The 12,714-nt window shown below is 70.6% G+C and carries 10 protein-coding genes; 8 read left to right on the forward strand and 2 right to left on the reverse strand.

From position 1 onward, the window contains the following. Positions 1–35: 35 nt before the first annotated feature. Positions 36–668 carry an MBL fold metallo-hydrolase gene (locus tag AB0I59_RS16780; protein ID WP_061255089.1) on the reverse strand — a complete coding sequence of 211 codons (633 nt, stop codon included), beginning with the start codon at positions 666–668 and terminating at the stop codon, positions 36–38. A gap of 18 nt (positions 669–686) precedes the next feature. On the opposite strand from AB0I59_RS16780, the gene AB0I59_RS16785 reads away from it, so the two are divergent. From AB0I59_RS16785 to ligA, 3 genes are all read left to right on the forward strand, one after another. Continuing rightward, entirely contained in the window at positions 687–1,760 is a 1,074-nt protein-coding gene (locus AB0I59_RS16785; protein ID WP_061255088.1) for a methionine synthase, read from the forward strand. A 75-nt stretch (positions 1,761–1,835) separates the two neighbouring features. Then, the gene (locus tag AB0I59_RS16790; RefSeq protein WP_061255087.1) at positions 1,836–2,282 is read left to right on the forward strand and encodes a hypothetical protein; all 447 of its coding nucleotides are present in this window, start codon (positions 1,836–1,838) and stop codon (positions 2,280–2,282) included. A gap of 265 nt (positions 2,283–2,547) precedes the next feature. Further along, on the forward strand, positions 2,548–4,728 hold the full coding sequence (gene ligA / locus AB0I59_RS16795; protein ID WP_061255086.1) for an NAD-dependent DNA ligase LigA: 2,181 nt from the start codon (positions 2,548–2,550) through the stop codon (positions 4,726–4,728). A gap of 97 nt (positions 4,729–4,825) precedes the next feature. Here the strand turns inward: ligA and AB0I59_RS16800 are convergent, their stop codons facing one another. Then, a complete protein-coding gene (locus AB0I59_RS16800; RefSeq protein WP_358133637.1) occupies positions 4,826–6,196 on the reverse strand; it encodes a glycoside hydrolase family 6 protein in 1,371 nt (456 codons plus the stop codon). A 380-nt stretch (positions 6,197–6,576) separates the two neighbouring features. Between AB0I59_RS16800 and AB0I59_RS16805 the strand changes: the two genes are divergently transcribed. The 5 genes from AB0I59_RS16805 (at position 6,577) to gatB (ending at position 12,684) form a co-directional block, all read left to right on the forward strand. After that, the gene (locus tag AB0I59_RS16805) at positions 6,577–8,700 is read left to right on the forward strand and encodes a putative bifunctional diguanylate cyclase/phosphodiesterase (RefSeq protein ID WP_358133850.1); all 2,124 of its coding nucleotides are present in this window, start codon (positions 6,577–6,579) and stop codon (positions 8,698–8,700) included. Positions 8,701–8,856: 156 nt separating this feature from the next. After that, positions 8,857–9,156: an Asp-tRNA(Asn)/Glu-tRNA(Gln) amidotransferase subunit GatC gene (gatC, locus tag AB0I59_RS16810; protein WP_358133640.1), complete on the forward strand. Its 300-nt coding sequence runs from the start codon at positions 8,857–8,859 to the stop codon at positions 9,154–9,156. Continuing rightward, positions 9,153–10,646 carry an Asp-tRNA(Asn)/Glu-tRNA(Gln) amidotransferase subunit GatA gene (gene gatA / locus AB0I59_RS16815; protein ID WP_061255083.1) on the forward strand — a complete coding sequence of 498 codons (1,494 nt, stop codon included), beginning with the start codon at positions 9,153–9,155 and terminating at the stop codon, positions 10,644–10,646. The genes gatC and gatA overlap by 4 nt, the downstream gene beginning before the upstream one ends. A 59-nt stretch (positions 10,647–10,705) precedes the next feature. Then, on the forward strand, positions 10,706–10,975 hold the full coding sequence (locus tag AB0I59_RS16820) for a hypothetical protein (RefSeq protein ID WP_061255082.1): 270 nt from the start codon (positions 10,706–10,708) through the stop codon (positions 10,973–10,975). A gap of 185 nt (positions 10,976–11,160) precedes the next feature. Beyond that, positions 11,161–12,684 carry an Asp-tRNA(Asn)/Glu-tRNA(Gln) amidotransferase subunit GatB gene (gatB, locus tag AB0I59_RS16825; protein ID WP_358133643.1) on the forward strand — a complete coding sequence of 508 codons (1,524 nt, stop codon included), beginning with the start codon at positions 11,161–11,163 and terminating at the stop codon, positions 12,682–12,684. Positions 12,685–12,714 lie beyond the last annotated feature (30 nt).

Genomic DNA, 12,714 nt, shown 5'->3' on the forward strand with positions numbered 1-12,714 from the left:
GCGCGGATCACGGGGCCATGGTCACCACGGCATGGCTACGGCACGTCTACCGAGTCGCCCACCGGGATGCGGCGTATGTCCGCCTTCTGCTTGTCGGCCTCCATGCCGAGCCAGTTGTCGACCAGTGTCTGGCCGATCTCGTTCAGCAGGCCGTCATGCGTCGAGTACGCGCGGGCGGGCCGCACCTCCCGGAGATAGCCGACCATCTCGCTCGCCTTCATCCAGGGCGCGTTGGTGGGAACGAGCAGCGTGGGGATCTCGATTCCCGGAGGGGTCAGCGCGTCGCCGGGGTAGAACACCTCCTCGTCCACCAGGAAGCCGACATTCTGGACGACAGGTACGTCCGGGTGATTGAGCGCGTGCCATTCGCCGATCACCTTCACGCCGAATCCGGCCGTGGTGAACGTGTCGCCGTTCCGCACCGCCTGGACCTTGGCCGGGATCTCGCCGATCTGGTCGATCACCGCCTGGGGAGCCCAGATCTCCAGGTCGGGACTCGTGGTCTTCAACAGCTCGGTGTCGATGTGGTCGAAGTGCTCGTGCGTGATGAGCACGGCGTTCGCCCCGTCGAGCAGCGAGTCGCCGCTGAAGGTGCCCGGGTCGATGACCAGGGTGGTGCCGTCCTTCTCCAACCGCCAGCACGCGTGCCCGAGTTTCGTCAGTCTCATGGTCCCTAAGCTAGTGGGGTGCACGAATTCCCATGGGCTGAGGCCACCGCCACCGGCATCGGGTCGCATCCCGGCGAAGACCACGTCGAGGCGCTCCGCGTGGTCTTCGGTGAACTGCCGGTGCCGTACCTTCCCGAACTGCCGGGCAGGGGCGTCGGCGCGGACATGATCGGCCGGACGGCGTCGCTGCTGGTCGAACTGCCCGTCGAGGTCCAGCCCTCCGGATGGCGGTTCACCGACCGGCCGGGACGCGACTTCAAGCGCGCCCGGGACCATCTCTCACGTGATCTCGACGCGTTGGAGGAGGTCGCCCAGGGATACGCGGGCCCGTTGAAGATCCAGGTATGCGGCCCGTGGACCCTGGCGGGTGCGGTCGAGCTGCGGCACGGCGACAAGACGCTCGCCGACCCGGGAGCCGTACGCGATCTGGTGGAGTCGCTCGCCGAGGGCGTGGCGACGCACGTGGCCGAGGTGCGCAAGCGTGTGCCCGGGGCGGAGGTCATCCTCCAACTCGACGAGCCCGGCCTGCCCGGTGTGCTCGCGGGAACGGTGCGGACGGCGTCCGGATTCGGGCGACTGCCCGCCGTCGAGCCGATGCCGGCGGCCGAGCGCCTCAGGACGGTGCTCCGCGCGGCAGAGCCCGCACGCGCCCCGGGGAAGGGAGCCGGCCAGGGAGGCGACGGCGGAAGCAGCGAGGGAAAGGGGTCCGGTCCCTTCACGATCGTGCACTGCTGCGCTCCGGACGTCCCCTTCCAGGTCCTCCGTACGGCGGGCGCTCAGGGGATCTCCCTTGACGCCGCGCTGCTGCGCCGCCGGGACGAGGACCACATCGGCGAGGCGATCGAGGCGGGCATGGCGTTCCTGCTCGGCGTCGTCCCCGGGACCGACTCCCGGCTGCCGGACATCGGGGTGGTGGCCAGGCCCGCGACCGAGCTGTGGCGGCGGCTCGGGTTCGCTCCGGCGCGGCTCGCCCGGCAGGTCGTGCTCACTCCCGCGTGCGGGCTGGCGGGAGCGTCCCCGGCCTACGCGCGCGCGGCGCTCGCCACCTGTGCGAAGGCGGCGCGCGTGCTGCGCGAGGATCCGGGCGAATAGCTGATTTCAAGTCGCGTGCAAGAACGCTCGCCTATCTCTTGGTGTGCACATCCGTCGCACGTTCGGGAGAAAGTCATGCGCAGCGGTCTTCGAGTTCTGCTGGGGCTCACCACCACCGTCACTCTGGGCGGGGGCATCGTCGTTCCGGCCTTCACGGCGTCGGCGTCGGCGTCGAGCACGTACGCGGCGGAAACCTGGCACTGGGGCCCGACGGCCTCGACCGACTACAAGGGGTGGGCGACCGGCAAGATCCGGTCCACGAGTTCGGGGCTACGCGTGTCCGGCGATCTGTACGACGCGGGCGGCGCCCGTACCTGCTCGTGGGTGAAGATCAAGTGGCTGACGGACCACGGGAGGTATCGCACGGCCACGTTCAAGAACTGCTCGCAGTCGACGCCGCGCGCGTTCAGCGTGAACACCGGGTACATGCTCTCGGCCGAGGCCAAGGTCTGTCGTGGCACGTCCACCCGGATCACCGGCAAGTGCTCCGGCTGGGAGGGCGTCTGGAGTCAGGGCGGATGAGCCGAGCATTCCCTCGCCCGGCTCGCCCTCAGGGCGTGCGTCCCCTCGCCCGGCCTGCTGCCTGGGTCGCCGTGCCCCTCGTCCGGCGCGTCCCCGTGCCGTGCGTCCCCGTGCCGTGCGAACCCCGCTGACCGGCGAAAATGTCGGTGGCCGGTGGCACTCTATGAGGGACGACGCCCCCGGAAGAGCGCCCTCGGGGGAGGCGCGGGCACTCCCCACCTCCCGTAGCGTTCTTCCCAGGGGCCGGGCGATGAGGGGAGTTCGCATGGACGCCGAGGTCGAGGGCGCGCCCGCGGCGGCGCGGGAGCGGCACGCGGAGCTGGCCGAGCTGGCCGAGGAGGCCAACTGGCGTTACTACGTGCTCGACTCGCCGACGGTCAGCGACGCTCAGTACGACGGGTGGATGGGGGAGCTCAGGGAGCTCGAGCAGGAGCATCCCGATCTGCGCACGCCCGACTCGCCCACGCAGAAGGTCGGGGCGCCGATCTCGACGGAGTTCGCGGCGGTCGATCACCTCCAGCGGATGGAGAGCCTGGACAACGCGTTCGACGAGGCCGACCTCATCGGCTGGCAGGCACGGGCCGAGCGGCTGGCCGAGGCCGACCCGGGGCCCTACCTGTGCGAGCTCAAGATCGACGGGCTGGCCGTGGCGCTCCTGTACGAGAAGGGCCGCCTGGTCAGGGCGGCCACCCGGGGCGACGGCCGCACCGGTGAGGACGTGACGCCCAACGTCCGCACGGTCAAGGGCGTGCCCCACCGCCTCAAGGGGGCCGACGTGCCCGACCTGGTCGAGGTGCGCGGCGAGGTCTTCCTCCCGGTCGAGGGCTTCAGGAGGCTCAACGAGCAGCTCATGGACGTGGGACGGCCGCCGTTCGCCAACCCGCGCAACTCGGCCGCCGGCTCGCTGCGGCAGAAGGACCCGCGCGTCACCGCCCAGCGCCCACTGCGGATGATCGTCCACGGCGTGGGCAAGTGGGAGGGCGCCGAGCCGCCGGTGACCCAGTCGCAGATGTACGACCGGCTGCAGGGTCTGGGTCTGCCGGTCAGCGACCGGTACCGGGTGGTCCGGAGTCTCGACGAGATCCGCGAGTTCATCGGCTACTACAACGAGCACCGGCACGACCCTGAGTACGAGATCGACGGTGTGGTGGTCAAGGTCGACCGCGTCACCGTGCAGCGGCAGCTCGGCTCGACCAGCAAGGCGCCCCGGTGGGCGATCGCGTTCAAATACCCGCCGGAGGAGGTCACGACCAAGCTGCGCGACATCCAGGTGGGCGTGGGGCGCACCGGCCGCGTGACGCCGTACGGCGTGATGGAGCCCGTGGTGGTCGCCGGGTCCACGGTCGAGCGGGCCACCCTGCACAACGCGTCCGAGGTGGCCCGCAAGGGAGTCCTCATCGGGGACACCGTGGTGTTGCGCAAGGCGGGCGACGTCATCCCGGAGATCGTCGGTCCGGTGGTGGATCTGCGCGGCGGCGGGGAGCGCGAGTTCGTCATGCCGACGCACTGCCCGGAGTGCGGCACCGAGCTCGCCTACGAGCGGGAGGGCGACGCCGACCTGCGCTGCCCCAACGCCCGCACCTGCCCGGCCCAGCTCCGTGAGCGGATCTTCTTCGCCGCCGGGCGCAACGCGTTCGACATCGAGGGGCTGGGATACGTCGCGGCCACCGCGCTCACCCAGCCGATCCCTCCGCAGGAACCCCCGGTGCGCACCGAGGCCGACCTGTTCGATCTCACCGTGGAGCGGCTGCTGCCGATCAAGTCGGTGGTCCGCGATCCCGACACGGGGCTGCCCAAGGTCGATCCGGAGACCGGAGAGCCCAAGGAGGTCTCCTTCTTCGCCACGGTGTCCGGTGCGCCCAGCAAGAACGCCGAAAAGATGCTGGAGGAGCTGGAGCGGGCCAAGGAGCAGCCGCTCTGGCGGGTTCTCGTCGCGCTCTCCATTCGCCACATCGGCCCGCCGACCGCGCGTGCCCTCGCGGATGAGTTCCGGTCGCTGGAGGCCATCGCGAGCGCCTCGGAGGAGGAACTCGCCGCCGTCGAGGGCATCGGCCCCCGAGTCGCCGCGGCGATCAAGGACTGGTTCGCGGTCGACTGGCACCGCGAGATCGTCGACAGGTGGAAGGCCGCGGGGGTGCGGATGGCCGACGAGCCTCCGGCCGACCAGGGGCCACAGACGCTCGAGGGCCTGGCGTTCGTGGTGACGGGCACGCTCGCCGGGTTCACCCGCGACGAGGCGGGCGAGGCCATCACCAGCCGGGGCGGGAAGGTCACCGCATCGGTCTCCAAGAAGACCAGTTTCGTGGTGGTGGGCGAGAATCCCGGCTCCAAGTACGACAAGGCGGTGAAGCTCGGCGTGCCGATCCTCGATGATCAGGGCTTCCAGGTCTTGCTGGAGCAGGGCCCCGATGCCGCCGAGGCCGTGGCCGCGCGTGGCGAGGGATGACCGTTCGTCCGTGAGATGGGGAGAGGACGGGATGCGTACGGCTCGCGCCTGGGGGTGCGGCCGGGGCGCGAGCCGTACGGGTCGGTGAGGCGGCGGGTCAGCTCGCGGTGCAGGTGACCGAGGGGACGCCGTTGGTGCCGGACCAGTTGCCGGTGAAGCCGAAGGTCGTCGCGGCGTTCGCGGCGAGAGCGCCGTTCCAGTTCAGGTTCGTCACGGTGACGTTCGAGCCGCTGTAGGACGGCGAGCCGTTCCACAGCTGGCTGATCGACTGGCCGTTGGCGTACGTCCAGGTGACCTTCCACCCGCTGATCGCCGCGAGGCCGGTGTTCTTCACCGCGACCTCACCCTGGAAGCCGCCCTGCCACTGGTTGGTCACCGTGTACGTCGCCGTGCACGACGCGCCGCCGGGCGGGGTGCTCGGGCTCGCGCTCGGGCTGGGCGAGGAGCTGGGCGATGCACTCGGGCTGGGCGAGGAGCTGGGCGAGCCGCTCGGGCCCGTCGTGGGAGGCGGCGCGGCGATGGCGAGGTCGTACGCCCGCTGCGGCACGAACTGGCCCGCGGAGGCGATGCACCCGTCCGCCTCACCCGGGGGCTTGACCCAGAGGTAGGCGGCGACCGCCGAGTCACCGGTGTTGGTCGTGCTCCACGTGCCGGTGGCCCGTCCGCCCGGGTCGCACCACTCGCTGCCGCTGGGGCCGTTGCCGTTGCGGCTGGTGTCGATGACCGCCTTCAGGCCGGACACGCCGGTCGCCGCGATGACGCTCTTGGCGTAGCTCACCAGTCCCGGGCTCGACCGGTAGTTCGAGACGTTGAGCGCGATGCCGTCCGCGCTGCTGCCGACCTCCGCGCCGTTCAGGCGGGACGCGAGCTCCGAGGCGGAGAGCCAGGCGTCGTGCCCGCCGTCGAAGTACACCTTGACCTGGGAGGACGTCGCCTTGAACTTCTTTCCGGCGTACGCCATGGACGCCTTGACCTCGGCCTGCTGCGAGCCGCTCATGCAGTTGGACATGATCGCGAGCGCGTCCGGCTCCAGGATGATGGTCGCGGGGCGGCCGCCGAGTCCGGCCGCGATCTGGTCGATCCACGCGCGGTACGCCGTGTGGTCAGGGGCGCCGCCGGCGCTCGCCCCGCCGCAGTCGCGGTTGGGCATGTCGTACACGACCATGATCGGGATCTTCCCGGCCGTCGCGGCGGCGCCGACGTAGCCGTCCACCTCGGCGCGTACGGTCGACGGGTTGTACGAGGCGAACCAGCGGCCCTGAGGGACGGCCGCGATCCGGTCCCTGATCACCGCCGTACGGCTGTCGCCGGGATTGGCCGCCACCCACTTGGCCGCGCTGGTCTGCGGGTCCACGTAGAACGCGGAGTCGGCGGCCTGGGCGGCGGACGAGGTGAAGACGGCGGCCCCCACCCCGATGGTCGCGGCCGCGGCGAGCACGGCCGCCATCACGGGTCTTTTACGAGACATGACTACTCCATCCCAGATTGTGGGAGCGCTCCCATAAGTCCTGCGGATCGTAAGCGCGGGACGGGGCGGCAGCGGAAGCCCTCATGTGATTAGGCGGGATTCCCAACATGAAAGGGCCAGGCAGTCGGGCACCCTTACTCGTAAGTGATGTGAAACATTCACCCGTAAGCCGGTACATCTCCTGGCTGACGTGACGCCAGGCGACGAAATGCTAGAAATCCGAAGTAACGGAACGTGCCCAATCGGTTTCGCGAAGTGGCCCAGAGGTCGTACCCTCCCATAGTGGCCTCTTGGGGGGTTTGTTACCGATGACTGCAGCTTCCCGCAATCGCGTGCCGGCTTCCGCGATGCCGTCTTCTCGCATCCGCGTCCCGGTCGGCATGTCGTCGCCCGTGAACTCCCCGTCCGGGATTCGTGGGCCGGCGCCGGCGTCCGCCTACCCGGCCGACACCCGCGACACCGGTCCCCGCCCGGGTTCGCCGCTGTGGAGCTATCTCGCCGGCGTCATCGCCGTCGGCTGCACCGCGCTGGTCGTGGCCCAGGTACGGCTCGGCATGGACGAGCTGGGCCAGATCGGGCGCACACCGCTGTTCTGGATGCTGGCCGTCCTGGTGGTGCTCGGAGAGCTGCGGCCCGTCATGGTGAGCTCGTCGGCACTGGTCGGGGGCACCCCCACGTCCACGATGTTCACCTTCGCCGTCCTCATGCACCACGGGTTGCCGATGGCGGCGCTGCTCCAGGCGGTCGCGGTGATAGTGAGCGGGCTGGTCAACCGCAGGGCCTGGCACCGGGTGGCGTTCAACATCGCCCAGGTGACCCTCGCGTGCACGGCCGCGGCGGTGATGCTGGGCCTGTTCGGCGTCCATCCGACTCCCCTTGCGCCCTGGACTCCGCGGGGCGAGGACATCCCCGCGATCGTCCTTTCCGGCCTCGCCTACTTCGCGGTGCGCGGCTTCCTCGTCTCCGCCGCCGTCGCTCTGCACGAGCGGCGGCCCGTGCTCCGGGTGATCCGTGCGTCCATCGGGCCGCAGGCCCTCGTGTACGGCGCCCTTCTCGGACTGGCGCCGCTGGTCGTGGTGGTCATGGCCCACTCTCCGGCGCTGGTGCCGCTGTTCGTGGCGCCACTGGCCGCGGTCTACTTCACCGCCACACTCTCGATGCGCCGCGACCACCAGGCCATGCACGACGGCCTGACCGGGCTGCCCAACCGCAAGATGCTGATCCTGCGGACCGAGGAGGCGCTGGCCGAGGCCCGCGGGCAGGAGCGGGTCGGCCTGCTGCTGCTCGACCTCGACCGCTTCAAGGAGGTCAACGACACGCTCGGTCATCCAGTGGGCGACCGTCTGCTGCAGATCGTGGCGCACCGGCTCACGCACAGCGTCCGCCCGGGTGACGTCGTCGCCCGGCTCGGCGGTGACGAGTTCGCCGTGCTGTTGCCGTCCATCCGGGACGCCCACGCGGCCAAGGAGGTCGCCTCGCGGCTGCGCGTGGCGCTCACCGAGCCCGTACGCCTCGAAGGCATGACCTTCGACCTGGACGCCTCGATCGGCATCGCGCTCTTCCCCGACGACGCGCCGGACTTCGAGCTGCTGCTCCAGCGCTCCGACGTCGCCATGTACCTCGCCAAGGAGGGCCGTACCGGCGTCGAGTTCTACCTCGCCGACAAGGACCGCAACTCGCCGGAACGGCTGAGCCTGCTCGGCGACCTCCGGCGGGCGATCGACACCGGCGGGCTGGAGCTGCACTACCAGCCCAAGGTCAGCCTCGACGACGGCCGGGTCGAGGGGGTGGAGGCGCTGCTGCGCTGGTGGCATCCGGTGCGCGGCCCGATCTCTCCCGGGGAGTTCGTCCCGCTGGCCGAGCAGTCCTATCTCATGCGCGAGCTCACCAGGCACGTCATCGATCAGGCGCTCGGACAGGCGGCCGCGTGGTGGCACGCCGGTGTGGACGTCCCGATCTCGGTAAACGTTTCCGCGCGGGATCTGCTCGACTCGGGGCTCCCCGACCAGCTCGAGGCGGGGCTGGAGAGACTCGACCTTCCCGCGGAGGCGATCAGCCTGGAGGTCACGGAACGCATCCTGATGACCGATCAGGCGTACACCGCCGACACGATCCGCACGCTCGCGGGGCTGGGCGTGCAGCTCGCCCTCGACGATTTCGGCACCGGCTACTCATCCCTGGTCCGGCTCCAGCGCCTGCCCGTGTCCGAGGTCAAGATCGACGGGTCCTTCGTGCGGAGGCTCGGGGAGTCGGCCGACGACGAGCGGATCGTGCGTTCGATCATCGACCTGGTCCGCTCGCTCGGGCTCAGGTCGGTCGCGGAGGGCGTCGAGTCCGGTGACATCGCCTCGCGGCTGCGCGACATGGGGTGCCACGCCGGTCAGGGCTGGTGGCTCGCCGAGCCCATGCCCGCCGACGAGGCGACGACGTGGCTCCGCGCCCGGCTCAGTCCCGCGTTCACCGCCCGCCCCAAGGACGTCGTACGGCTCGCGCCCGGCGGCTGACCAACCGCGGGCAAAGGGGCCGTCGGGGCGGCGGCGGGGGCGACGTCCCGAGGGGACGACGGCTCGCGCCCGGCGGTGGATAACGTCGGGCACGCTTGGTGACGAGCCCTAGGATGGCAGTGTCCACTCTCCATCCAGAAACGGGTTCGACGACTCATGTCCGCCATAACCCGCGACGAGGTCGCTCACCTCGCACGGCTGTCCAGGCTGGCGCTGGCCGACGAGGAGCTCGACCACTTCGCCGCCCAACTCGACCAGATCGTCGGCGCGGTGGCCCGCGTCGCCGAGGTCGCCGCCGACGACATCCCACCGTCCTCGCACGCGCTCCCGTTGACCAACGTCTTCCGTCCCGACGAGGTACGGCGGAGCCTGACGCCAGAGCAGGCACTTTCCGGCGCGCCCGCCGTGGAGGACGGCCGCTTCCGCGTTCCCCGGATCCTGGGGGAGGAGGCATGACAGAGCTGCTCCGCAAGACGGCCGCAGAGCTGGGTGAGCTGATCGCCGGGCGCGAGGTCTCCGCCGCCGAGGTCGCCCAGGCCCATCTGGACCGCATCGCCGAGGTCGAACCCAAGGTCAACGCGTTCCTGCACGTGAACGCGGAGACCGTGCTCGCGCAGGCGCGCGCGGTGGACGAGCGGATCGCCCGCGGCGAGAGGCTCGGCCCTCTCGCGGGTGTGCCGGTCGCGCACAAGGACGTCTTCACCACCAAGGACATGCCCACCACGGCCGGCTCCAAGATCCTCGAAGGCTGGATCCCGCCGTACGACGCGACGGTGACGAGCCGCCTGCGCGAGGCCGGGCTGGTGATCCTGGGCAAGACCAACCTCGACGAGTTCGCCATGGGCTCCTCCACGGAGAACTCCGCGTACGGGCCGACGCACAACCCCTGGGACCTCTCCCGGATCCCCGGCGGGTCGTCGGGCGGCGCTTCCGCCGCGGTCGCCGCGTACGAGGCGCCCCTGTCAACCGGCACGGACACCGGCGGCTCGATCCGCCAGCCGGCGGCGGTCACCGGCATCGTCGGCATGAAGCCGACCTACGGCGGCTCGTCCCGATACGGCGTGATCGCGTTCGCGTCGTCCCTGGACACACCCGGCCCCTTCGCGCGCAACGTGCTGGACGCGGCGCTGCTGCACGAGGCGTTCTCCGGTCACGACGTGATGGACTCGACCTCCATCCACGCCGAGGTGCCGGCCGTCGTGGAGGCCGCCAGGCAGGCCGACATCGCGGGCCTGCGCGTCGGCGTGGTCAAGGAGTTCGGCGGCGAGGGCTACCAGCCGGGCGTGCTCGCCCGGTTCCGCGAGGCGGTCGACCTGCTCGAGTCCCTCGGCGCCAAGGTCGTCGAGGTCTCCTGCCCGTCGTTCGCCTACGCGCTCCCGGCGTACTACCTGATCGCGCCTTCGGAGTGCTCGTCCAACCTGGCCCGCTTCGACGCCATGCGGTACGGCCTGCGCGTCGGCGACGACGGCACCCGCAGCGCCGAGGAGGTCATGGCGCTGACCCGGGCGGCCGGGTTCGGGCCCGAGGTCAAGCGGCGCATCATGCTGGGCACCTACGCCCTGTCGTCGGGTTACTACGACGCCTACTACGGGCAGGCGCAGAAGGTCCGCACCCTGATCTCGCGGGACTTCGACGCGGCCTTCCACCAAGTGGACGTGCTGGTCTCGCCGACGACGCCGACCACGGCGTTCCCGATCGGCGAGCGGGCCGACGACCCGATGGCGATGTACCTCGCCGACCTGTGCACGATCCCGACCAACCTCGCCGGCAACGCGGCGATCTCCGTGCCCTGCGGCCTCGCCGACGAGGACGGCCTGCCGGTCGGCCTGCAGATCATGGCCCCGGTGCTCGGGGACGACCGCTGCTACCGGGTCGGCGCCGCGGTGGAGAGGGCGCTGGAGGACCGCTGGGGCGGCCCGCTCCTGGCCAAGGCGCCCGCACTCTAGAGGGCGACCCGCACTCCAGAGGGCAGGGCGCCCGCACTTCAGAGAGGAGGAACGGCGGCGTGATCACCCGCATCGAGATCGACGGCTTCAAGCCCTTCGCGGACTTCGCCCTCGACGTGCCGCCGTTCCTCGCTCTCATCGGCACCGACGCCAGCGGCACGTCCAACCTCTTCGACGCTCTCCGTTCCGTCTCCATGCGGGCCCGTGGCGATCTGTACGACGCGATGGACGCCGTACGCGGGGACGCCGCGGGGCTTGTCCGCCGGCGTGGGGACGGTTCACGAGCCGAGGCTGGTCGAGCCCGGCGGGCCCAACCAGCGCCCGGCTGACGAGTCCGTGCTCGTCACCGAAAGTGAGATCAAGCGCTTCCGCGCCGGCCGGGAGCCGGTCACCTCACGCGTTCGGGGAGTGGTGGACGTCGATGGCGAAGGCTGTGGATCGGCTGGGTTTCCGTTATGGCTGACGGCGTGAAACTGACGGGTGTGTATCCCGTTGTGCTGACATTCGCGGATATATGAAAAGTGGTGAGACACCTGTGAGCACTGAGACGCTCATGCCGTACGACGAGGCGCTGGAGCGCTTCGAGCCGGTGCTGGGGCTGGAGACGCACGTCGAGCTCGGCACCGCGTCGAAGATGTTCTGCGGCTGCCCGACCGAGTTCGGTGCGGCGCCGAACACGCAGGTCTGCCCGGTCTGCCTGGCGCTGCCCGGTTCGCTGCCGGTCGCCAACGCCGAGGCGATCGAGTCGACGATCCGGATCGGTCTCGCGCTGAACTGCTCGATCGCCGAGTGGTGCAGGTTCGCCCGGAAGAACTACTTCTATCCGGACATGCCGAAGAACTACCAGATCAGCCAGTACGACGAGCCGCTGTGCACCGACGGTTACCTCGACGTCGTGGTCGACGGGCGGACCGTGCGGATCGAGATCGAGCGGGTCCACCTGGAGGAGGACACCGGCAAGTCGACCCACGTCGGCGGTGCCACCGGTCGCATTCACGGCGCCGACTACTCGATCGTCGACTACAACCGGGCCGGCATCCCGCTGGTGGAGATCGTCACCAAGCCGATCGCCGGGACCGACGCGATGGCCCCCGAGGTCGCCCGCGCGTACGCGACGGAGCTGCGGGAGGTCATGCGCTCGCTCGGCGTGTCGGACGTCCGCATGGAGGAGGGCTCCATGCGGTGCGACGTCAACGTCTCGCTGATGCCGCGCGGCTCCGCCGAGTGGGGCACCCGGACCGAGACCAAGAACGTCAACTCGCTGCGCAGCGTCGAGCGCGCGGTCCGGGGCGAGATCGAGCGCCAGGCGGCGATCCTCGCCGACGGCGGCCGGATCATCCAGGAGACCCGGCACTTCCACGAGGACACGGGGCGGACCACGTCCGGCCGGTCCAAGGAGGAGGCGCAGGACTACCGCTACTTCCCGGAGCCCGACCTGCTGCCGATCGCTCCCGACCGCGACTGGGTCGCCTCGCTCAAGGCCGCACTGCCCGAGCTGCCGTCCGTGCGGCGGGCCCGGCTCAAGCAGGAGTGGGGCGTGTCCGACCTGGACATGGAGGCGATGCACAACGCCGACGCGATCGACCTGGTCGAGGCGACGGTCGCCGCCGGGGCTCCCGCCGCCGACGCCCGCAAGTGGTGGATGGGTGAGCTGGCCCGCAGGGCCAACGAGGCCGGTACGGCTCTCGCCGAGCTGCCCATCACGCCCGGCGACGTGGCGCGAGTGACCGAGTTGGTCGCGTCGGGCGCGTTGAACGACAAGCTGGCCCGGCAGGTGCTCGAAGGCGTGCTCGCCGGCGAGGGCACCCCGGACGACGTCGTCGAGAAGCGCGGTCTCCAGATCGTCAACGACGAGGGTGAGCTGTCGGCGATCATCGACAAGGTCCTCGCGGACAACTCCGACGCGGCGGACAAGGTCCGTTCCGGCAAGGTCGCCGCGGTGGGCGCCCTGGTCGGCGGGGTCATGAAGGCCAGCCGTGGCAAGGCCGACGCCGCTCGCGCGCGCGAGCTCATCCTGGAGAAGCTCGGCGTCTCCTGACCCCATGGTTTCCCCGCCGCGGCCCGCTCG

Source organism: Microtetraspora glauca, from assembly GCF_040656155.1.
GTDB classification, from domain to species: Bacteria; Actinomycetota; Actinomycetes; order Streptosporangiales; family Streptosporangiaceae; genus Microtetraspora; species Microtetraspora glauca.